At 60.8% G+C, this 21258-nt stretch carries 19 protein-coding genes; 5 read left to right on the top strand and 14 right to left on the bottom strand.

The annotated features are described in order from the left end of the window. Positions 1–20: 20 nt before the first annotated feature. The 4 genes from N2599_RS27990 to N2599_RS27975 form a co-directional block, all read right to left on the bottom strand. Positions 21–482, bottom strand: a complete 462-nt coding sequence (locus N2599_RS27990; protein ID WP_156915277.1) for a hypothetical protein — start codon at positions 480–482, stop codon at positions 21–23. Positions 483–676: 194 nt separating this feature from the next. Continuing rightward, positions 677–1594, bottom strand: a complete 918-nt coding sequence (locus N2599_RS27985) for an NAD-dependent epimerase/dehydratase family protein (protein WP_027510307.1) — start codon at positions 1592–1594, stop codon at positions 677–679. A 48-nt stretch (positions 1595–1642) separates the two neighbouring features. Then, positions 1643–2098 (bottom strand): carboxymuconolactone decarboxylase family protein, encoded by a 456-nt coding sequence (locus N2599_RS27980; protein WP_027510306.1) that lies wholly within the window; start codon positions 2096–2098, stop codon positions 1643–1645. A 19-nt stretch (positions 2099–2117) separates the two neighbouring features. Further along, on the bottom strand, positions 2118–2531 hold the full coding sequence (locus tag N2599_RS27975; protein WP_027510305.1) for a cupin domain-containing protein: 414 nt from the start codon (positions 2529–2531) through the stop codon (positions 2118–2120). 117 nt (positions 2532–2648) lie between these two features. On the opposite strand from N2599_RS27975, the gene pdxR reads away from it, so the two are divergent. Both pdxR and N2599_RS27965 read left to right on the top strand, forming a co-directional pair. Further along, positions 2649–4061, top strand: coding sequence for a MocR-like pyridoxine biosynthesis transcription factor PdxR (gene pdxR / locus N2599_RS27970; protein WP_027510304.1), 1413 nt, complete (start codon positions 2649–2651; stop codon positions 4059–4061). Between the two features lie 5 nt (positions 4062–4066). After that, positions 4067–4309, top strand: a complete 243-nt coding sequence (locus N2599_RS27965; protein WP_027510303.1) for a hypothetical protein — start codon at positions 4067–4069, stop codon at positions 4307–4309. 81 nt (positions 4310–4390) lie between these two features. Here the strand turns inward: N2599_RS27965 and N2599_RS27960 are convergent, their stop codons facing one another. The 5 genes from N2599_RS27960 to N2599_RS27940 form a co-directional block, all read right to left on the bottom strand. Next, a complete protein-coding gene (locus N2599_RS27960; RefSeq protein WP_027510302.1) occupies positions 4391–5374 on the bottom strand; it encodes an ABC transporter ATP-binding protein in 984 nt (327 codons plus the stop codon). Between the two features lie 4 nt (positions 5375–5378). After that, positions 5379–6206: a carbohydrate ABC transporter permease gene (locus tag N2599_RS27955; protein WP_027510301.1), complete on the bottom strand. Its 828-nt coding sequence runs from the start codon at positions 6204–6206 to the stop codon at positions 5379–5381. Continuing rightward, positions 6203–7081: a carbohydrate ABC transporter permease gene (locus N2599_RS27950; RefSeq protein ID WP_027510300.1), complete on the bottom strand. Its 879-nt coding sequence runs from the start codon at positions 7079–7081 to the stop codon at positions 6203–6205. Before N2599_RS27950 ends, N2599_RS27955 begins: the two co-directional genes overlap by 4 nt. Before the next feature lie 66 nt (positions 7082–7147). Continuing rightward, entirely contained in the window at positions 7148–8431 is a 1284-nt protein-coding gene (locus tag N2599_RS27945; protein WP_027510299.1) for an ABC transporter substrate-binding protein, read from the bottom strand. A gap of 43 nt (positions 8432–8474) precedes the next feature. Further along, entirely contained in the window at positions 8475–10796 is a 2322-nt protein-coding gene (locus tag N2599_RS27940; RefSeq protein WP_027510298.1) for a family 78 glycoside hydrolase catalytic domain, read from the bottom strand. A 139-nt stretch (positions 10797–10935) separates the two neighbouring features. Here N2599_RS27940 and N2599_RS27935 point away from each other — a divergent pair, with 139 nt between their 5' ends. The 3 genes from N2599_RS27935 to N2599_RS27925 all read left to right on the top strand — a co-directional run bounded on the left by N2599_RS27935 (position 10936) and on the right by N2599_RS27925 (position 12750). Beyond that, the gene (locus N2599_RS27935) at positions 10936–11985 is read left to right on the top strand and encodes a LacI family DNA-binding transcriptional regulator (RefSeq protein ID WP_027510297.1); all 1050 of its coding nucleotides are present in this window, start codon (positions 10936–10938) and stop codon (positions 11983–11985) included. Positions 11986–12136: 151 nt separating this feature from the next. Continuing rightward, positions 12137–12388 (top strand): ribbon-helix-helix domain-containing protein, encoded by a 252-nt coding sequence (locus N2599_RS27930; RefSeq protein WP_027510296.1) that lies wholly within the window; start codon positions 12137–12139, stop codon positions 12386–12388. 2 nt (positions 12389–12390) lie between these two features. After that, complete coding sequence (locus tag N2599_RS27925) at positions 12391–12750, top strand: type II toxin-antitoxin system RelE/ParE family toxin (protein WP_027510295.1); 360 nt, start codon at positions 12391–12393, stop codon at positions 12748–12750. Positions 12751–13033: 283 nt separating this feature from the next. Here N2599_RS27925 and cysG read toward each other — a convergent pair whose 3' ends face one another. Genes cysG through N2599_RS27900 form a run of 5 tightly spaced genes read right to left on the bottom strand, consistent with a single transcriptional unit; the run spans position 13034 to position 21218 of the window. After that, on the bottom strand, positions 13034–14503 hold the full coding sequence (gene cysG / locus N2599_RS27920) for a siroheme synthase CysG (protein ID WP_027510294.1): 1470 nt from the start codon (positions 14501–14503) through the stop codon (positions 13034–13036). Further along, entirely contained in the window at positions 14475–17132 is a 2658-nt protein-coding gene (locus N2599_RS27915; RefSeq protein WP_027510293.1) for a nitrate reductase, read from the bottom strand. Before N2599_RS27915 ends, cysG begins: the two co-directional genes overlap by 29 nt. Continuing rightward, positions 17133–17468, bottom strand: coding sequence for a nitrite reductase small subunit NirD (gene nirD / locus N2599_RS27910; protein ID WP_027510292.1), 336 nt, complete (start codon positions 17466–17468; stop codon positions 17133–17135). Positions 17469–17472: 4 nt separating this feature from the next. Then, positions 17473–19923: a nitrite reductase large subunit NirB gene (gene nirB, locus N2599_RS27905; protein WP_027510291.1), complete on the bottom strand. Its 2451-nt coding sequence runs from the start codon at positions 19921–19923 to the stop codon at positions 17473–17475. A 17-nt stretch (positions 19924–19940) separates the two neighbouring features. After that, positions 19941–21218, bottom strand: coding sequence for an MFS transporter (locus tag N2599_RS27900; protein ID WP_027510290.1), 1278 nt, complete (start codon positions 21216–21218; stop codon positions 19941–19943). Positions 21219–21258 lie beyond the last annotated feature (40 nt).

The following is a 21258-nucleotide window of genomic DNA, read 5'->3' as shown; positions in this document are numbered from 1 at the left end:
GCTCCAACTTGGCCTGCTGGCTAGTGCGTGTGGCGCAGCAAATAGTCGAGCTCCTTCTCTTTTCGAACACCAAATTTGAAGAGGTCGACGAGCTCTCTTGCAGCCACCTTGGCTTTTGGACTCGTGATGTCTAGCCCTCGTTCCTGACACCAGCGTTCAAGAACGTGTTCCAGCAATACCAGGCCTTCCGAGGTGACGACCGTCGTTTCAAATGCGAAGTGATGTGACATTTTTTTCTCCATCGGTGCGTAAACGAGGAGGATACTCTCGAAATCAACCGGTGTTGCTGTTTGTCCGAAATGGTACGGTCTGACGACGGATGCTCGAACCAAAGCACATCGTCGCGCTTGGGACACTATACGCTCTGATGGGACGCTGTTGACGCCCAGCACTTCGGCCGCACTGGAGACAGCTCCATTCTTGCTAACCGCGCGTATAGTACGAAGATCGTCCCAGGAGAGCTTAGGAATAGGATCGGTCATGGTGCCCTTTCACTCGAATCGCCGTTGTGTGCCGTGGACGACCCGCAATGGCGACGGCGCACATTGGGCAGTTTCTGATCCTGCGACCGCAAGACCTGTCGAGTGTGACAACGGTGAAGGCGCCCAATTTGAACCGCATTAGGGGATGGGACTGCGGGCAGGGCCCGTCGCTGATGTCCAGTTGATGCGCGCGATCAGCGCACGCTGTCCGCCCAGAGCAACCGGCGCGGCTTAAAGCCAAGCTTCGCCTTGGCCCGGGCGTTGGATGCTCCCGTCAGTCTCGTGTGATAGAAGACAGCTTCCTCGCTGGCGGCCGCCAACGCGTCCGCTTCACTCATTCGAGGCGGGACCGGCGCATCAACCCAGCGAGCGAATGCCGGCATCCATTCGGATACGGGCAAGGGATCATCGTCCACGACATTGTACGTTCCGGGTTCAGCGGTGATCGCTGCCACGGTCGCTGCCACCGCGTCGTCTATATGAACGAAGGACCAGACCGCCGCGCCATCGCCGATGATCGCCGCCTCGCCCTTGCGGAACTGCTCGGCGATCGCGCCGCCCGGACGATACCAGGTGCCCGGCCCGTAGAAGAAACCATAACGCAGCACGATACCCTGTAGCGCCGTCGAGCCCAGCACCCGGTCTTCATATGCGCCGATCACGCGCGTGCTCTCGCCGACCGGGCCGGGTGCATCGTAGCGAAGTCGGGCCGTCTCGTCCGCGAGCCGCCCCGACGGAGCGTCGAGAAAGAAGCCACGCGACTGAAGAATGTAGCGCCCGACGCCTAATTCCTCCGCCGCAGCGAACAGATTGCCGCCGCCCTCTTGATGGAGCCTCGTGTCGTTTGGCATCGACTTGATGATGTCGGCGGGATCCGCAGGCAGCCATGTAAGCTGGTCGATGACCACATCCGGCGCAGCACCCGCGATCGCATCGTGGACCGCCTGGCGGTCGAAGGCATCGGCGGTGGAGGCGGAAGCACCAACTTCCCGCAGGCGATCGACACCCGGTCCGCGCCGCGTCATTCCCGTAACCTCGTGACCCAGCGTACGCAGGGCGCGTACCAGAGGTAGACCCACCGCACCGGTGGCGCCAGCAACAAAGATTTTCATAGAAAGAACTCCTTCGAAAGGTGAGCGTCACGATGCGGTGCGCTTCAGTTACTTTGCGATTGCCGCCTGGGGCGTGTTACGGAAGCTTATCGCCATGCGGTTGAAGGCGTTCATCAAGCTGATCGCGATTGTGAGGTCGACCAGCTCCTTCTCGCCGAAAACCGCGCGTGCTGCCTGGTATGTTTCATCCGGCACGCCGGTTTGGGCCACACGCGTAACCGTCTCAGCCCAGGCCAAAGCAGCGCGCTCGGTCTCGCTGAAGAGGTTGCCGCCTTCCTCCCACGCCTGAACCAAGGCAAGCTTCTCGATCGGCACGCCCTTCTTCGTGAGATCGCGGGTGTGCATATCGAGGCAATAGGCGCAGTTGTTAATCTGCGAGACGCGCAGATAGACAAGCTCCACCAGCTCAGCGGGCAGGCCGCTCTGCATGACATATCCATAGACCCCACCGAGAGCCTTGGCGCCGTTTGGAGCGATCTGATTATAGTCGAGTCGTTTGGTCACGTTGTTCTTCCTTTGAAGGTTATTTGACGGGCGTGGTCAGCGCTTTGTCATTAGTGTCGAGGACAAAGACAGCAATCAGCTTCGCCGGCTCGGTCTTGCTCGCATTGCGGCTGATCGAATGGAGCGCGTTCGGCGGTTCGGACCAGCTCTCGCCTGCCCGATAGATGCGTGTCTCGCCGTCATTCACCTTCGACTCGATCGCGCCCGAGATCACATAGGCGTAGATGAATGACGACTTCGCGTGGGTGTGGGATGGTGAGGCCGCGCCCGGTGCGTAATCGACTTCCACGGCGATCAGCGACTTGCCAGGGATATTGGGAATGGCCGCCTCGAAGTTCTTCGCGACGGTTTCGGCTTCGCCATCATGGGCGGAGACGGGGACGGCCATCGAGAAGGCGATGAACGTAGCGGTGATGATGGTTCGGATCTTCATGGGCTTTCTCCTCTTGCCGCACGGATGATGCCCGTGTGATGGGCTGGGAAGAAGATGCCCCTCCGTAGGGCCAAAAAAAAGCACCAAGAATGCAAAAGAATGCTGTACTACGGTGGGATGACGAAGCCCCTGAACCTGAACGTCGACCGTTCTGCCAAGAGGCCGCTCGCCGAGCAGATCCGAAGCGGAATTGCGACCGCGATCGAAAGCGGGGTGCTCGAGCCCGGCGCCCGATTGCCCTCCTGGCAGGACCTTGCCGCCCAGCTCGGCGTCGCGCGGGGTACCGTGCGGACCGCCTATGAGAAGCTGAACGCAGCCCAATTGATCGTTGCGTCCCGCGCAGCCGGAACCCGAGTCGCCCCGCGTCCTCGCCCAGTGGTGAAGAGCGAGCAGCCGCCACGTCCTGGATCGTTCCTGGAGATTTATCAGGAGATGACCCAGGGGCCCGCCTTCTTCCAGATGGGCGTCCCGGCAACGGAGACCTTTCCGGCAACGCTATTCGCGCGCATCCGCGCAAATGCAATCCGTGTTGAAGCGAGCGCGGCCCCCAACTATCCGGATCCGCGCGGCGAGCTCGAGCTAAGGCGAGAGATAGCAGGCTACCTCGCCGTCGCCCGCGGCATCGACTGCTCACCGTCGCAGATCATCGTCACCGGTGGATATGCCGCCGGGCTGGGGCTCGCGCTTCGGGTGCTCGGCGTTGAAGGGCAGAAAGCCTGGATGGAAGATCCGGGCTTTCCGTTCACCCGCAAGGGCCTTGAACTCGCGCGACTGTCTCTCTCGCCAGTCCCCGTCGATGCTGATGGCATCGACATCGACCATGGACTGCGCCACGCCCCCGACGCAAAATTGGTGGTCGTGACGCCCGGGCAGCAGGCGCCGGTCGGATCGACATTATCACTCGAACGGCGTCTCCGATTGCTCGGCTGGGCCGCAGCAAGCGGGGCCTGGGTCATAGAGGACGACTATCTGAGTGAACTGCAGCTGACAGGCCGGGCCGCCCCGGCGCTGGCATCGCTCGATCGCGCCGGGCGGGTCATTCATATAGGCTCGTTCAGCAAGACGATCAGCCCCACACTTCGCCTCGGATTTATCGTTGCGCCGATCGACCTCATGGCTCGCTTTGCCGAGGTTGCAGCGTGTCTCGCCCCGCCCCCCGGGCCTTCGGTGCAGCTCGCGACCGCGGAATTCATGCGGGAAGGCCACTATCTGCGTCACCTCCGCCGTTTGAAGCGCGCTTATGTCGCCAAGCAGGAAGATTTGCTGGCTGAGCTTCAGCCCCACTTTGGCGCCGATGACCTCGTGGCGACGGGCTTGGCCGTCCTGCTACGACTGCCCAATGGTGCTGCGGATCTCACCATTGCGCGCGAACTACTGGCTTTCGGCATGTTTCCGGTTCCTCTCTCTGCCTGGTATGCCTCTGCGGAGCGCAGCCGGTCGGGGCTCTTGTTGGGTGTTGCCACATCACCTACAAAGGTACTCGCGAGATCCTGCGACCGCTTGGTCGATATCATCCGGCGGTTCAGCTGAATCCCTTGAGATATCACCGAGCATACAAGGCAAAAAGCCTACCCCAGACCCGTGGCGATCGCTGCCTCATCGGTTCTCCCTCGGACATCGTCGAGACACTGACAGAACTTGCGGATGCAGTAATCGACGGCGTGTTGATGAGCTGGGTCGATCCGATCGGCGGTCTCAAGGAGTTCAGCAGGGAAGTCATGCCGCTACTGGAAAAGAAGGGCCCGCGAGCACCCATCTCGGCGCGCACCGCCGCCTAATCTCGGAAGAAGCGCCACGCGGTGTTGGTGCACGGATCGTTTTTTTGGTGCGAGTTTCTCTGATGCTGGATTAGAGACCGCTTATGCACCGAATTTATGCGCGGCGCCCTTCATCGGACTTGCCCAAACGGCAGCACCTGTTGCAAATGCCGTTTCTCCCTCGGCGCGCACCACCATCTCTCCGACGTCCGGAACATCCAGATAGAGGATGGCATCGGCGCCGAGGCGCTCGATATGTCTTACCCTGCCTTGCCACTCGCCTTCTGCTTCGGAAAGACGAATATGCTCTGGGCGGATTCCGTAAGTCTCACAGCCGAAGCGATGCGCAATTTCGCCCGTGTAGAGGTTCATCTTCGGGCTACCTATAAAGCCCGCGACGAAGGGCGTCACTGGCTTGCGGTAGAGCTCCATCGGGCTGCCGACCTGCTCGACCCTACCGCCGTTCAGGACGACGATCTTGTCGGCCATTGTCATCGCCTCGACCTGGTCATGGGTGACATAGATCATGGTCGTCTTCAGGCGCGCATGGAGTTCTGCGATCTCGAGCCGCATCTGTGCTCGCAGTGATGCGTCGAGATTGGAGAGCGGTTCGTCGAACAAGAAGACCTTCGGATCGCGAACGATCGCCCGGCCGATGGCAACGCGCTGCCTTTGGCCGCCGGAAAGCGCCTTCGGCTTGCGGTCGAGCAAATGGGTGAGCTGTAAGGTCTCGGCTGCTGCGCGAACCTTGGCCTCGATCTCGGCCTTCGGGCGGCGGGCGAGCGAGAGACCGAAGCCGATATTCTCCGCAACGGTCATATGCGGATAAAGCGCATAGCTCTGGAAGACCATGGCGATGCCGCGTTCAGAAGGTTCTGCGTGGGTCACATCCTTGCCCCCGATCGTAAGCGCACCTGAGGTCGACTCTTCCAGTCCGGCGATGATCCGGAGCAACGTGGATTTTCCGCATCCAGACGGCCCGACGAACACGACGAATTCACCGGAACGCACGTCCAGATCGATGCCTTTGATGACGTCAAGGGCGCCAAAGCTTTTGCAAATCCGGGTAAGGGTGAGTTCGGCCATTCCGCTAACCTTTCACTGCGCCGGCAGTCATGCCCGCCACGATCTGCCTGTTGAAGAAGATGAAAACGATGAGGGGAGGGATCGTGACGAGAAGGATGTTCATGAAAAGCAGGTTGTACTGGCTCGTATACATGCTCTGGAAATTATAGAGCGTCAGCTGCACGGTGACGTTCTCCTTGCCCGGCAGATAGTAGAGCGGGTTTGTGAAATCGTTGAAGATTGCGATCGACTGCACGACAATGTTGGTCACCGTCACTGGCTTGAGCAGCGGGAGGATCACCCGGAAAAATATCTGCCAGGGCTTGGCACCATCGATCAGCGCCGCCTCGTCGAGGTCACGTGGAATGGTCGAGATGAACGACCTGTAGAGCAGGGTCGAGAACGAGAGATTATAGGCGACCTGGATCAGGATCATTCCGGTGATCGTCTTGAAGAGGCCGATTTCCTGAAGCAATCCGATCGTCGGAACGACCGCCGGCGGCATCATCAGCCCGATAAACAGGGCACCCGAGGCAACGGCATTCCAGCGGGTTTTCCGGCGTTGCATGACATATCCGACCATTGCCGAAAGCAGTATCAGTATCGCAACCGAGACGACGGTGATCAGCGTGGAATTGAAGTATGCGAGGACGAGCTGGTAGTCGCGAGCCTTGAACACTGCCGCGAGGTTCTCCCAGAGCAACCATTGTTCCGGGAGCTCGAAGTCGAGCCGGGACGCTTCGGACTTCGACTTGACCGCCTGGAGCGCAACGAAGACGAATGGGAGAACGAAGATGACGGTGGCGATGGCAAGTGCGACCGCGCCCGTCACGTAGGGTCGCGTTTTTCTCATTGCTCGACCTCGCGCCGGTTGAGCCACAGCGTCAGCGGCAGAATGATGATCGCGATCAGCGCAAACAGGATGACGTTGCCCGCAGTCGACAGCCCGTAGAAGCCCGCCTGATACTGCTTGTAGATGACCGACGCGATCACGTCCGAGGAAAATCCCGGCCCGCCGCGCGTCATTGCCCAAATGAGATCGAACGACCGCAGGCCACCGATCAAAGATAGGGTGATGACGGTGATCGTCGCCGGGCGCACAAGAGGCAAGGTGATGCGCGAGAACTGCTGGAAGCGGGTAGCGCCATCAATTCTGGCCGCCTCGTAATATTCGGGGCTAATCGCTGCCAGGCCGGCGATGAAAATCAAGGTGGCGAGACCCACGCCTTTCCAGAGATCGACGAGGGCCACGGAAAAGAGGGCGAGCGCCGGATTGGTCAGCCAGCCCGGTCCGGGGATGCCGAGCGTCTCAAGCGTGACATTGATGATGCCCCTGGTCGGATGCATCATCACCGTAAAGGTGATGCCGATACCGATTGTCGATACCAGGACCGGAAAGAAAACGAGCGTACGCAGGAAGGACCGGGCGAAAATGTTGCCGGTCAAAAGCACGGCAAGCAGGAGCCCGCATACCGTCTTCAGGCCGGATGTCGTGACGGCATAGATCACCGTGTTGACGAGACCCTTGACCAGAAATGGCTCGGAAAAGAACTGCTCGAAATTCTCCAGTCCGATGAACTCGGCGGTTGAAAGATCCCAGCGTGTGAGGCTGAACCACAGCGACGAGACCGTGGGGACGAGAAACAGCACGCCATAGACGAGCGCGGCCGGAATGAAGAACCACAAGGGATAAGGAGATCTGCGTGAGCGGTGGTACGTCTCGGTCATTGCTACCTCTTCGATCGGGTGGAACCTCGCCCATGGGAGGGCGAGGTCAGCTTTCCCGAAGGACCGTTACCAGTTGGGTAGACCGAGCTGCTTTGCCTGCTTGCGCACGTCGTCGTCATAGAGCGCGGCTGCCTCGGCCGGCTGACGGATTCCTGATCCGACCTCGACGGTGATCTGTTCAAGGGCAGGTCCCTTGATCGGCGACACGAATTCAAGCGCCGGCGTCGTCATCCCCTTTGTTTCGAAATAGGGAAGCATGTCCTTGACCGCAGGCGGTACGTCGGCGGGCAGCGCGCATCCATCGACTAAGGACGGACCTTGAGCCGTGTTGGTTTCAACCATGATCTTGCAGCCTTCGACGCTTCCGGCGAAATCCACGAATTTCCTGGCTTCATCGGCATTCGGGCTTGCGAGCGGGATATAGAGGGCAGGCGGCATCCAGACCGTCAGGCCGTTTTTGGCTGCGTCGTCTCCCGGCTGTGCGAAGAAGCCGACATCGTTGAGATTTTCGGGATAGTTCTGCTTCAAGGCGCCGACGGCAAAGGACAGCATGGGATAATGGGCTGCTTCGCCCGTCGCCACCATCCTGAGCCCGTCATCGTAGCTTGCCGCACCGAAATCCTCGTTCATCAGGCCGGCGTCATGAACCTCCTTCAGGCGCTCGAACCCTTTCATCGCCGCAGGGGTCGTCGCATATTTCGCCTTGTTGCCCGTATAGTCGTCCGCGAAGTTCGGCACGGCGGCATGCAGATTGTAATAATCGGCTAGAACGAAGAGCTGCGACGTCCAGGTATCGCGATAGGTTTGCGCAACGGCTGCTTTGCCGGCCGCCTTCACCTTCTCGTTGTTGGCCATGAACTCGGTCCACGTCTTCGGAACCGGCAGGCCGAGTTCCTGATAGATTTTTCTGTTGTAGAGGATCCCGCCGGCCATCGCCGTGCCGAAGGGAACGCCGTAGAGCTTGCCGTCCGCGCCGACGACGGCCTTGAAGCTCTCGTCCACTTTTGCCTGCGACGACAGATCGCTGAGGTCGGCAAGCGTCTGCGCAGGTTTCAGCGCCTGCATCAGCGACCCGGAATTATAGAGGAAGACGTCCGACATTTCGCCAGTCGCAAGACGTGTCTTGACGATGTTGTCGCCCTCGCCACCACCCGGCCGCTGCTCGATTTCGATCGTGACATCCGGTGCGATCTTCTCGTAAGCAGCAACCAGCGCCTCGGCAGCCGCGACCGTATCGGGGTTGTTATCGATCAGAAACGAGAGGGTCGCGTCTGCATGCGACGGCCCTGCGGCAACCAGTGCTATGAGTGCCGACGCGCCGGCGAGAATAACTTTGATGCGGTTTGTCATGACGTTCCTCCTCTGAACGGTTTGACCGGGACGAATATGCTCCTCAGGATTGGGGGAGAGAAAACACCAGTTGGTGCGTTCCGGGCCGAAGAATGGCCTCCTCGGCCACAGGCTCTCCATTGATTGATGGATTCTGATGCCTCAACCCGGGCCGGAACCGGCCGACGCAGCCCTCCGGAAGCGTCAGCCGATAGGTGACCCTGTTGCCGCGGCACTCCCATGCAGCTTCAATTCGGCCTTGACGTACGTCGTGGTGGGCGGTGACCGGCGAGAGCGCGGCAATCGGCGCAGGATCGACAATCACCTCGGCAAATCCTGGGGCGGTTGCACTCGGCGAAATTCCAGCGACGTTTTCAAACAGCCATTGGCATACTGCGCCATAGGCATAATGATTGTAGCTGTTCATGTCGGGCTCGTAGATGGTGCCGTCGGGCGCCATTGAATCCCAGCGCTCCCAGATCGTAGTCGCGCCCTTGGATACCTGGTAGAGCCAGCCCGGAACCTCCTCCTGCAGGAACACTTTTTCTGCAATGTCGTCCATGCCGAGCTTCGTCAAGGCCGGCAGCAGGGCGGGTGTGCCTATGAATCCTGTGCCGATCTTGTAGTCGGCATCGACGATCACCTGTCGGAAGTGCTGCCTGGCAGCCGCGTGATGCTCAGCAGGGATCAGATCATGGAGGAACGCCAGCGCGTAGGACGTCTGGTCGTTATGTGCAATGCGCCCGGACGGTGCGATGAACTCGCGGGCGAATGCATGCCGAATTTCTTCAGCACGGCCCGTCATGCGTTCTGCCAGCACCTCGTCGCCAAGGATCGCCGCGATCTTTGCCAGCAAATCGGTGGAGATGAAATGGTAGAGTGTCGCGGCGCAATCGTCGGCAATTGTCGGGCGCGGTTTGCGGTTGTCGCCGACCGGCTGCAGCCAGTCGCCGAATGTGAAGCCGCGGTCGCCCCAGCGGGATGGCGGGCGCACGATCGGGCCATCCGAAATTGACCAGACGAAATTGACCCAGCGCACCATCGCATTGAGGCATTCGGAGAGAACTGCCCGATCACCGTAATGGGTGTAAAGAACCCAGGGGATGACGACGATGGCGTCGCCCCAGCCGGTCGAGCCGGCAAAGCCCGGAAAATTCTCCGGATGCAGGCGTGTCGGGTCGGGCGAAAAATGGGAGACGGCGCCATCCTCACGCTGGTCGGCCATCACGTCGCGCAGATATTTCCGGAAGAAGGTCCGGCTGTCAGTCAGCCAGCAGGCTGTTGCGGCAAACACCTGAGCGTCACCCGTCCAGCCGAGGCGCTCGTCGCGCTGGGGGCAGTCGGTCGGGACCTCTATGAAGTTCGCGCGCTGCGACCAGATTGTGTTCTGGACAAGCCGGTTGACGAGAGCGTTGCCCGAGCTGAAGCTGCCCGCCAGATTGGGCAAGGAGGAGATCGGAACCGAGGAGATCGTCACGATGTGTGCGTTGCCCGTGACCGTCACTCTGGCATAGCGGAAGCCGAAAAAGGTGAAATGAGGCGAATAGGTCTCGTCGCCGGTTCCGCGCAGCGTATAGATCGTATGCGCTTGCGCGGTGCGGTAGTTGCGGTTGTCGAAATAACGATCAGGTCCCAGGACCTCCGAATGCTCCACTCGAACTTCGGCGCCTGCCGCTCCGCGAACCGTATAGAGCACATAGCCGCCGATGTTCTGGCCGAAGTCGTAGATCGTTCGCCCTTCCGCATCGGTCCATGTGTCGATCGGTGCGATCGCCGGCAATTCACGCACCGGTGCCGTTTCGTGCGCGACGAGCAACGCCTTGTCGAATGGTAGCGTCACGGTGCCGTGGGTCTCGACGAGTCGTTCTTCGCGTGCATCGTAGATCTCGCCGAAATAGATGCCGGATTTGCGGATCGGCAGCAGCCCGCTTTGCCAACTGGCGTCCGTTGAGAGAATGACGCCGTTCGGTCCGACCAGATCTGCCATGGCTGCCGTCCGGTCACCCCAGCAATTGGGAATGGCCTTTTGACCCCACATGAGCGGAGACCGGTACCATCCGTCGGCAAGCCAGATTTCGATGCGGTTCTGGCCGGACTTGATGAGATGGGAAACGTCGTAGCGCTGATAGGCCACACGATGGTCGTAGCTGGTCCAGCCTGGTGTCAGGAGGTCCTCGCCGACACGCTTGCCATTGATGAAACAGCGATAAAGGCCGAGCGCCGAAATGAAGAGTTCGGCAGGCATCTTTGTGCCATCACAGATGAACGTCTTGGCAACGAAACTTGCTGCCGTTCCTTGACCGCGGTCCGACAGAGGCGCGATCATATCGCCGCTCCACGCGCGCGAAACCAGATCGCCGCCGACGGCTTTCGGCTGAAAGTTCATCAAATCCTCCGCATGTTTGTAGAACGTTCTCCGTATAACGTTCTACATTTTTTCTGGGAGTGCAATAGATATTTTGCGATTGGTCTGCCATGGTGATTTGGCGAGGCGGCAAGGCTTGCAGAACGCAACTGAGGATTTCATGCCAATCAAAGAGAAGTCGAAGCCTGCAAAGCGCGACCGCGTGACGATACGGACGGTTGCGGCGCATGCAGGTGTATCTGTTGCGGCGGTTTCAAAGGTCATGCGCGATGCATACGGAGTGAGCGAGAACCTTCGCGCCAAAGTGACCGGTTCGATCGAAGAGTTGGGATATCGGCCGTCAAGGACCGCGCGTGGCCTGCGCGGGCGCACGTTCACGATAGGATTGCTCCTTATCGACATACGCAATCCGTTCCTGCCCGAGGTCATCGACGGTGTGAATGGCGTCCTGGCGCCGTCGCATTACCAGGCGATGATCGGTGTCAGCGAGGCGCGCACGCAACTGGAAACCTCTCTCATCGAGTCGATGATCGACTACAAGATGGATGGGCTCATCCTCGTCGCTCCTCGCCTGCCGTCTGAAATTATCGCAAAATTCGCCGCGCAAATTCCAATTGTCGCTGTCGGCTATCATGATCCGAAGGCGGAGACCTTCGACACGGTGAATGCCGATGACCAGCGAGGGGCAGAAATCGCGGTGGAGGCGTTACTCGAGTGCGGCTACCGCGACATCGAGATGCTCAGCCTGGGGGCCCGCGAAGGCCACAAGGTTTCCGTTGTTCATCAGCGTGAAATCGGATACCGACGCGCCATGCAGCGAGCAGGCCTTGGCTCCTCAGCACCGATCTTCCATATTCCAGTCAATTCTCCTAAGCGCGAAAAGGCAATGCGGTCGTTCCTGGCGCGAAGTGACAGGCCTCACGCTGTCTTCTGCTGGAGCGATCTCGATGCCATTACGCTTTTGAGCACGGCCGCGGAAATGGGCGTCCGGATACCCGAAGACCTGGCGATGATCGGCTACGACAATTCCGCGACCGCGGCTCTTAGCCTGATCAATCTGGCAAGCATCGACCAGTCGGGCAGGGAACTCGGCGAAGCGGCGACACGGGCGCTTCTGTCGAGGATCGAAGGCCGCAGCGAACCGGAACATCTCCTGCTGAGGCCCTCACTGGTCAGCAGGAAGAGTTTGGCACCTGCAGGACGGCCCTGACTGGATCGCGCGATGCTTCGCGCCGTTGCGAGTGTTCGCCACGCAAGATGCCTGCGGGGGTACAGCGAACCGATCCAGTGGCAAGTGTGATGTTTATTGACAATATGTGCTACGCAACCCACAATAAGTGCAGAACGAAAGGATATTGCCAATGGCATCGGGAAGCATCCATGTGAAGGTCGGTGGTCAGTTGCAAGCCCATATCCAGCAGCAAATCGGTGAGGGTGGTCTTTACGAAAATGCCAGCGAGTACATTCGTGCCTTGATCCGTCGGGATTTGCAGACCCGTGATGAGGCATGGGAGGCGCTGCAAAAGGAACTGGCCCCCGCCATGCGCGCGGACGATAGTGAATTTGTCACCGTCACGGCCGAGGACGTAATCCGCCGTAATCAGCGCCGCTGACAATGGTTGCCTATCGGTTCTATCCGCGAGCTGATGCCGCTCAGGACAAGATTTGGCGCGACACCGTCGAGAAATGGGGTGATAAGCAAGCCGTGACCTACATCACGGGATTGCATACCCATTTGCAGCGGTTGTGCGATGACAAGGCGATATGGCGAAAGCTTCCGCAGAAGCTTGCGGTGCCGGCTGACGTCAAACGCGAGGCGTATTTCAGCCGATATGGGCGGCATTATGTGTTTTTCCGCGAATTGAATAATGGCGATCTAGGTGTGATGAGCATCCTGCATGAGCGGATGGATTTGCCGGTACGCCTTCTGGAGGATTTGGCTGCACTGGATGAAAAAGCCGCCGAAGAAAGGTAGAACTGTGGCCCAAGGCCCGCAAACTCTCGTCCTCAGTCTCGTATTCCTTGCGGTGATTGACGCGGTTCAGCCCCGTTAGGCTCGCGAGATCGTCGTAGGTGAAGTGCTCGTCGGCATGGATTTTCCGAACCTTTCTGGATGCGCCTCTTGGCGGACTCCCATGCCTCGTCTCTATCTTCGGTGCAGATGACGCGGGTGACCATGCGTTTCGCGGCCGCGACCGATTGGCGTCTTCTCACGCATGGCCAAGGCCATCAGGCACTTCAGGTTGCCAGCCTGCTTCTCAGGAAGACGCGGCGGCCGATTGTGGCGCGGCATCCATGGATCTTTGCCGGGCGGCAAAAACATCCCCGATCGCGATCAGGACGGGGTTGTCGTAACCGATCTCGCTTATGCCGTTGGCAAGAGCGCCGAGATGCCCGTGCCATTCACGCTGCGTGGCGCGGCTCACGTCACTCATGATGACGGCCGGCGTCCCGGGCGGGAGCCCTTCGGCGATCAGCCGGTCGGCAATGAGTGGCGCTGTCCTGCCGCCCATGTAGAAAACAGTGGTCGCATGCGGATCGGCGGCGGCGGCCCAGTCGACATCCACCGGCAATCCGCCATGGCGGGAATGGCCGGTGATGAAGCGTACCGACTGGGCGCAGTCGCGATGGGTCAGCGAAATGCCAAGGCGCGAGGCCATGGCGCTTGCGGCCGTGATGCCGGGAATGACGTCAACCGGGATGTTCTCGCGATCAAGGTGGGCGATCTCTTCGCCGGCGCGGCCGAAGATCATCGGGTCGCCGGACTTGAGGCGGACGACGCGCTTGCCTGCCTTTGCAAGCTTCACCATCATCGCGTTGATATCTTCCTGGCGGCAGCTGGTGCGACCGCCCCGCTTGCCGACCAGCATGCGCTTGGCCTCGCGCCGGGCGAGCTCCAGTACCTCGGCTGAAACGAGATCGTCGAAGAGGATGACGTCGGCCGCCTGCAGGGCGCGGACCGCCTTCAGAGTCAGGAGCTCTGCATCGCCGGGACCGGCACCGACGAGGGTCACGCGTCCGGTTGTGCTTGCGGTCGATTTCAGGCCGCGGGCGGCAAGCAAAAGCCGCTTTTCGGCGTCGCGGTCGGCAGAACCGTCGAACGCCATGTCGGCGAATTTTTCCCAGAAAAGACGCCGCGCGGAAGCAGCATCAAGCATTCCGTTGATCTTGCCACGCATCGATTGGGCAAGTTCGGCCCAGGATTTCAGCGTACGCGGAAGCAGCGTCTCGATCTTGCGGCGGATGTTTTGGGCAAGAATGGGGGCTGCGCCATCCGTCGAGATCGCGACAACCACGGGGGAGCGGTTGACGATCGACCCGAACTGGAACTGGCAGAAATCGGGCTTGTCGATGACATTGACCGGAACACCCAGTTTCCGTGCCGCTTCGAAGAAGCGCCTGGCTTGCGCATCGTCGTCGCAATCGGCAATGGCGATAGTGGCTCCCGTCAGCGCTTCCGTCTGCCAATGCCTCGGATGGTGGGTCAACCTGGCTGCGGGGTGCTCTGGCGTGCGGCCAAGGAGAGCCTTGAACGTGTCGCTCAGCGTTTCGGCGTAGATTTCGACATGAGCGCCGCAGGCGGCGAGAAGTTCCGCCTTCCAGGCGCAGCCATCAGTCCCGCCCGCGACAACACACCGCTTGCCTTCAAGCGCCCAGAAGACGGGCAGCTTTGCAAGCGGCTCCATGCGGGCAGGATTATCATTCCGCGGCTGCTGCAAGACATCCATCGATGATCCCCCTGATCTCGGCGCGGCAGGAGCCGCAGTTGGTGCCGGCGTTAAGTTCTTTGCCGACGGCTTCGACGCTGTGGCAACCGCCGCGAACCGCCGCGACGATCTGGTTGACGCCGACGCTGAAGCAGGAACAGACCGTGGCGCCCGGGTCCGGCTTGCCGGCGCCGGGGCGGCCGGCGACAAGCGCGAAGCGCTTGCGCAAGTCGCCATGTTCGGCGGCAAGCTGCGAGATCGCCCAGTTGCGGGCGACGGCGACCGGTTCGCGGGCGAGGAACAGCCCGGCAAGCAGGCGCGTGCCGTCGAAGAAGGCGAGCCGCAGATCGCCCGACTGCTGGTCGGCGTAGCCGAGCGGATCGATGCCGTCAGGAATGCCGAACGTGGTTCGGCACCAATCGCACCAATCGTCGATCGCGTGATCGAAGGCGAGTTCTACCCGCCAGCCGCCATCTGCCTTGGCAAGCGCCCAGTAGGTGGAATCGAGGGCTTCCGGCTTCAACCTGCAGACTGCAAAGCCGTAACGCGCCGCCTTAAACGGCCGGGCTGCCACCGCGACGTTCTTCGAAGCCGGCTGGCCGGAGAAGGGATCGGTGAGCGGGGCAACAACGGCATCGATGCGCGCCTTGGCGGCAAATTGATCGTTCCAATGCATGGGCACGAAGATGCTGCCACGGGCTTGGCGGCCTGTGATCAGCGCGCGGACGACAGCTTTGCCGTGCGGGCTCTCGATCTCGACCAGGCCGGCATTGCCGATACCGATTTCCATGGCGTCCCGAGGGTGAAGCTCGGCAAAAGGCTCGGCGATATGAGCGGAAAGGCGGGCACTCTTGCCCGTGCGTGTCATCGTGTGCCACTGGTCGCGGATGCGGCCGGTGTTCAGCGTAAACGGGTATTCGGCACTGGTGCGGTCGGACACGGCCGGCTCGACCGCGATGAAGCGTGCCTTGCGATCGGCATGAAAGAAGCCGCCCTTCGCAAAGAAGCGGGTTATGGCCCTCTCGTCGCCGGTCGGCTGCGGCCACTGGAAGGGCGCCATCGAGTCATAGGCGGCTTTCTCGATGCCGGCATAGGCGCCGATGTCGAAATCGCGGCCGCCATCGTTTTCGAAGGCGGAGAGCGCGGCATGCTCGTCGAAAATGTCTGACGGCGAGGCAAAGGCGAAAGCATCGGCAAAGCCCATGCGGCGCGCGACCTCGACAAATTGCCACCAATCCGCACGGGCTTCGCCTGGAGCATCGAGGAAAGGCCGCTGGCGCGAGATGCGGCGTTCGGAATTGGTGACGGTGCCGGTCTTTTCTCCCCAGCCGAGGGACGGCAGGAGGACATCGGCGTGACGCGCGGTATCGGTATCCTTAAGGACGTCGGAGACCACGACGAAGGGGCAGGCCTTGATCGCGGCCTCGACGGCATCGGCATCGGGAAGCGAGACCACCGGGTTCGTCGCCATGATCCACAGCGCCTTGATGCGGCCGTCACCGACCGCCTTGAACATGTCGACGGCCTTAAGACCCGGCTTTTCGGCAATCGCCGGCGACTGCCAGAAGCGCTGTACGCGGTCGCGGTCCTCGGCACTTTCGATCGCCATGTGGGCCGCAAGCATGTTCGCCAGCCCGCCAACCTCGCGGCCACCCATCGCATTCGGCTGGCCGGTGAGCGAGAAGGGCCCCATGCCAGGCTTGCCGACGCGCCCGGTTGCAAGGTGGCAATTGATGATTGCGTTGACCTTGTCGGTGCCCGACGAGGACTGGTTGACACCTTGGCTGTAGCAGGTGACGACCTTTTCCGTTGCCGCAAACAGGCGGTAGAATTCGCGAAGCTGCATGGCAGGCAGGCCGGTGTGCTCCAGCACGTCGTTGAAAGACACTGCGGAAGCCGTTGCGAAGCATTCCGCAAAGCCGTTCGTATGCTCCGCCACGTAATTCTGGTCGATGACGTTGCTAGAGATCAGATGCGCGAAGAGACCGACAAACAGTGCCACGTCGCTGTCAGGCCGGATCGCCAGATGCAGATCGGCGATATCAGCAGTCATCGTGCGGCGCGGGTCGATGACGACGACCTTCATGCCGGGGCGTGCCGCCTTGGCTGCAGCCAGCCGTTGATAGATGACGGGGTGGCACCAGGCGAGGTTGGAACCCGCAAGGATCACCAGATCGGCCAGTTCCAGGTCCTCATAGGTGCCGGGCACGGTATCGGCGCCGAAGGCGCGGCGGTGGCCGGCAACGGAAGACGACATGCACAGGCGCGAATTGGTGTCGATGTTGGCCGAGCCGACGAAGCCCTTCATCAGCTTGTTGGCGACGTAATAATCCTCGGTCAGCAGCTGGCCGGAGACGTAGAAAGCAACGGAGTCTGGCCCATGCTCGGCAAGCGTCTCCGAAAAACGGTGCGCGACGAGATCAAGAGCGTCATTCCAGCCGGCCCGCCGTCCTGCGATCTCCGGATGCAAGACGCGGCCGTCGAGATCGATCGTTTCGGCAAGCGCCGAACCCTTCGAGCACAGCCGCCCGAAATTTGCCGGGTGGTCCGGGTCGCCTTTGACGGACACAGTGCCGTCATCGGCGATCTTGGCGATGACGCCACAGCCAACGCCGCAGTAGGGACAGGTGGTCTTGACCTCTTCCGCCATCTATTCCGCCGCCATCATCAAGCTTTCGAGGGCGATGAAGAGGGCGCCGTCCTCATTGCGGACCGGAATGGTCCGCACCTCGCCCTTATCGGCGCCGAGCGCCTTGCCGGTTTCAAGCGAGATCACCCAGTTGTGCAGCGGGCAGGTGACCGCCTTGGCATGCACGATGCCCTGGGAGAGCGGGCCGCCCTTGTGCGGGCAGTGGTCCTCAATGGCGAAGACCTCGTTTTCGGCCGTGCGGAAGACGGCGATCTTGCCTTGCGGCGTCTTCACGCAGCGCGCACCGCGCAGCGGGATATCGGAGATGTCACCAATTGCGATCCAGTTCATGTCCATCTCCTCACTCTGCAGCCTGTGGGTAGCCAATCGTCGCCATCGGCTTGAACTCATGCTTGTCCTTGCCGGAGACGCGCTCCGACCAGGGATCGACCTGAGCAAATTTCTGGGAAAAGACGAAGCGGTCGTAATAGGCTTTGCGCTTTTCGGCATCGCCCATGATCTGGCGGCGGACCTCGTCGAGGCCGATGCGCTTGGCCCACTTGTAGATGCGCTCGAGATAGCGGGCCTGCTCGCGGTACATCTGCGTCAGCGCCACGATATGCTCCAGCGCCTCGTCCTCGCTCCTCACCAGTCCGAGCACTTCGGTGCCCTTGATGTCGAGACCGGCGGCACCGGCAAAATGGATTTCGTAGCCCGAGTCGACGCAGATGACGCCGACGTCCTTGCAGGTCGCCTCGGCGCAGTTGCGCGGACATCCGGAGACTGCCATCTTGACCTTTGCCGGCGTCCAGGAACCCCACATGAACTTTTCGATGCGGATGCCAAGACCTGTGGAATCCTGCGTGCCGAAGCGGCACCAGTCGGAGCCGACGCAGGTCTTTACCGTGCGCAGGCCCTTGGCATAGGCCTGGCCGGAGACGAAGCCTGCCTTGCCGAGATCGGCCCAGACGGCGGGCAGGTCTTCCTTCTCGATGCCAAGCAGGTCGATGCGCTGACCGCCGGTCACCTTGACCATCGGGATCTCGAACTTGTCGACGACATCGGCGATGGCGCGCAATTCGGCAGCGTTGGTGACGCCGCCCCACATGCGCGGCACGACGGAATAAGTTCCGTCCTTCTGGATGTTGGCGTGGACGCGCTCGTTGATATAGCGCGACTGGTAGTCGTCGGCATATTCATCCGGCCAGTCGCAGACGAGGTAGTAATTGAGCGCCGGGCGACATTTGGCACAGCCGCAGGAGGTCTTCCATTCCAGTTCCTGCATGACGGCGGGAATGGTTTTCAGCCCCTTGGCCTTGATGAGGCGGCGGACGTCGTCATGGCCGAGCTCGGTGCAGGTGCACATCGGCTGGACGGCAGCCGGATTGTAGCTGTCGCCGAGCGTCAGCGCCATCAGCTGTTCGACAAGTCCGGTGCAGGAGCCGCAGGATGCGGAAGCCTTGGTATGGGCGCGCACGTCGTCAAGCGATGTCAGGCCCTTGGCCGTAATCGTCGAAGTGATTTTGCCCTTGCATACGCCGTTGCAGCCGCAGATTTCCGCATCATCCGGCAAGGCTGCAACGGCCGCCATAGGGTCCAGCGGGGACCCTCCCTGGTAGGCCTGTCCGAAGATCAGCGTCTCGCGCATCTCGGAAATATTGGTCTGCTTCTTCTTGAGATCGTTGAACCAGGCGCCGTCTGCGGTTTCGCCGTAGAGCACCGTTCCGATGATCTTGTTGTCCTTCAGTACGAGGCGCTTATAGACGCCGGCCGAGGCGTCGCGGAGCACAATCTCCTCGCGGTCGTCGCCATCGGCGAAATCGCCGAGCGAGTAGAGGTCGATGCCGGTGACCTTGAGCTTGGTCGGGGTGTCGGAGTGAACGAAGGCGGCCGAAGTGTCGCCCGAAAGATGCGAGGCGGCCACGCGGGCCATTTCATAAAGCGGTGCGACGAGACCATAGACCTGTCCGCCCACTTCGGCGCATTCGCCGAGCGCCATGATGCTGCCATCAGAGGTCTGCATGCCGTTGTCGACGACGATGCCGCGATTGACGGCGATACCAGCGTCCTTCGCCAGCCCGACACTCGGGCGGATGCCGACGGCCATGACGACCAGCGTTGCCGGAATGATGCGGCCGTCGTCGAGTTCGATGCCCTCGACCCTGCCGTTACCGACGATCTGCTTGGTGTTGGCCTTGGTGATGACCTTGATGCCACGTTCTTCGACAGCCTTCTGCAGAAGATAGCCGGCCGCAGGATCGAGCTGGCGCTCCATCAGCGTCGGCATGACATGCAAAACAGTGACGTCCATGCCGCGCGACGCAAGGCCGGCAGCCGCTTCGAGGCCGAGCAGGCCGCCGCCGATGACGATCGCCTTTTCCCTCGACTGAGCCGCCAGCAGCATCGCCTGCACGTCATCAAGGTCGCGATAGGTGATGACGCCCGGCAGGTCCTTGCCGGGAACCGGGATGATGAAGGGCACGGAGCCGGTGGCGATCACCAGCTTGTCGTAGCTCTCCGTGACGCCGTGGTCGGAGGTGACGGTCTTGGCTGCGCGATCGATGTTGACGATCTTGTGGCCCTTATAGAGCATGATGCCGTGCTTGATGTACCAGCCGTCGCCGTGAATGATGATCTGTTCGTAGTCCTTCTCACCGGAGAGAACCGGCGACAGCATGATGCGGTCGTAGTTGACGCGCGGCTCGGCATTGAAGATCGTGACCTCGTATTGTCCCGGGGCCTTTTCGAAAAGGTGCTCGAGCATGCGCCCGGGTGCCATGCCGTTGCCGATGATAACGAGTTTTTGGGTCATTTTTCCAAGTCCTCAGATTAGGTGGCAGCCACCGCGGGCGCGGAGTGCCCTTGGCGCGACAGTTGCTTTACGGACAGGTGCATCCAGATGAGTGAAGCCACGACGATTACAAAGAGCAGCAGGAAACAGCTGGACCAAAGGCCGGTGATGTCCTTGAGGAGCCCAAAGGCAATCGGAAGGATGAAGCCGCCAAGGCCGCCCATCATCCCGACGATGCCGCCGACTGCGCCGACGCTTTCGGGATAGTAGGCCGGAATGTGCTTGTAGACGGCCGCCTTGCCGAGGCTCATGAAGAAGCCGAGCACGAAGATGACGACGATGAAGATGACGGGAGTTACGCCGAAGGCAGGATCCGACCCGGACGCAGACGCGGCCGCAGCCGGCAGCGAAAGAATGAGGGTGGCCACGGCGGAAACGGCCAGCATCGCATACATGACGCTTCTTGCGCCCTTCTTGTCGGACAGGACGCCGCCGAATGCCCTAAAGATGCTGCCTGGAATGGAATAGGCCGCAGCGATCATGCCGGCGGCTTCCAAATTGAAGCCGTAGACGCCGACCAGGTAGCGGGGCAACCATAGCGAGAGGGCGACAAAGCCACCGAAGGCGAAGAAATAATAGAGCGAGAAGCGCCAGACCTGAACGCTCCTGAGCGGAGCGAACTCCTCCAAGAAGCTCTTGGATCCAACGCCGCGAGAGCGACGATCCCGAAATGCCGGGTCGTCTGTGGTCGAAAACCAGAAGATGATGGCCGTTGCCGCAAGAACGAGAGCCCAGATCTCGGCAACTGCCTGCCATCCCCAGGCGATCAGCACGAAGGGTGCCGCAAACTTCGTAACGGCAGCCCCGACATTGCCGGCACCGAAAATCCCGAGCGCAGTCCCTTGTTTGTCCGGCGGAAAGAACGGCGAGACATATGCGACGCCGACCGCGAAGGAGCCGCCCGCAAGGCCTACCCCAAGTCCTGCAATCAGCATCTCTGCATAGGTCGTTGCGTAGGAGAGCAGGAAGGTTGCGACTGCTGCTGCCAACATCGTGAGCGTGTAGACAAGACGGCCACCGTAGCGGCTGGTCCATATACCAAGCAGGATCCGGACGACCGAGCCGGTCAGCACAGGGGTGCCCACAAGCAATCCGAATTCGGCCTCGTTGAGCCCGAGCTCTTGCTTGATGCGAATGCCTATAATCGCAAAGATCGTCCAGACAGCGAAGCAGACGGTGAAGGCGACCGTCGAAATCCACAATGCTCTGGCTGGTTCACCAGCAGACATGGACTGTGTTTTCTCAGAAAAAGGCATGGCTTCTCCGGGGCGCGACAATGTCGTGCCAATCCATCGT

Origin of the sequence: Rhizobium sullae, assembly GCF_025200715.1 — a bacterium.
Taxonomy (GTDB): domain Bacteria; phylum Pseudomonadota; class Alphaproteobacteria; order Rhizobiales; family Rhizobiaceae; genus Rhizobium; species Rhizobium sullae.
Note: the sequence above shows the minus strand (reverse complement) of the source record. Positions and strands in the feature narration are given on the sequence as shown.

Coding starts and splice junctions, on each gene's coding strand:
- N2599_RS27915 (WP_027510293.1), bottom strand. CDS start 17,132: ATGGCGGAAGAGGTCAAGACCACCTGTCCCTACTGCGGCGTTGGCTGT.
- N2599_RS27960 (WP_027510302.1), bottom strand. CDS start 5,374: ATGGCCGAACTCACCCTTACCCGGATTTGCAAAAGCTTTGGCGCCCTT.
- nirD (WP_027510292.1), bottom strand. CDS start 17,468: ATGGACATGAACTGGATCGCAATTGGTGACATCTCCGATATCCCGCTG.
- N2599_RS27930 (WP_027510296.1), top strand. CDS start 12,137: ATGGCATCGGGAAGCATCCATGTGAAGGTCGGTGGTCAGTTGCAAGCC.
- N2599_RS27925 (WP_027510295.1), top strand. CDS start 12,391: ATGGTTGCCTATCGGTTCTATCCGCGAGCTGATGCCGCTCAGGACAAG.
- N2599_RS27935 (WP_027510297.1), top strand. CDS start 10,936: ATGCCAATCAAAGAGAAGTCGAAGCCTGCAAAGCGCGACCGCGTGACG.
- N2599_RS27990 (WP_156915277.1), bottom strand. CDS start 482: ATGACCGATCCTATTCCTAAGCTCTCCTGGGACGATCTTCGTACTATA.
- pdxR (WP_027510304.1), top strand. CDS start 2,649: ATGACGAAGCCCCTGAACCTGAACGTCGACCGTTCTGCCAAGAGGCCG.
- N2599_RS27955 (WP_027510301.1), bottom strand. CDS start 6,206: ATGAGAAAAACGCGACCCTACGTGACGGGCGCGGTCGCACTTGCCATC.
- N2599_RS27945 (WP_027510299.1), bottom strand. CDS start 8,431: ATGACAAACCGCATCAAAGTTATTCTCGCCGGCGCGTCGGCACTCATA.
- N2599_RS27940 (WP_027510298.1), bottom strand. CDS start 10,796: ATGAACTTTCAGCCGAAAGCCGTCGGCGGCGATCTGGTTTCGCGCGCG.
- N2599_RS27985 (WP_027510307.1), bottom strand. CDS start 1,594: ATGAAAATCTTTGTTGCTGGCGCCACCGGTGCGGTGGGTCTACCTCTG.
- N2599_RS27975 (WP_027510305.1), bottom strand. CDS start 2,531: ATGAAGATCCGAACCATCATCACCGCTACGTTCATCGCCTTCTCGATG.
- nirB (WP_027510291.1), bottom strand. CDS start 19,923: ATGACCCAAAAACTCGTTATCATCGGCAACGGCATGGCACCCGGGCGC.
- cysG (WP_027510294.1), bottom strand. CDS start 14,503: ATGGATGTCTTGCAGCAGCCGCGGAATGATAATCCTGCCCGCATGGAG.
- N2599_RS27950 (WP_027510300.1), bottom strand. CDS start 7,081: ATGACCGAGACGTACCACCGCTCACGCAGATCTCCTTATCCCTTGTGG.
- N2599_RS27900 (WP_027510290.1), bottom strand. CDS start 21,218: ATGCCTTTTTCTGAGAAAACACAGTCCATGTCTGCTGGTGAACCAGCC.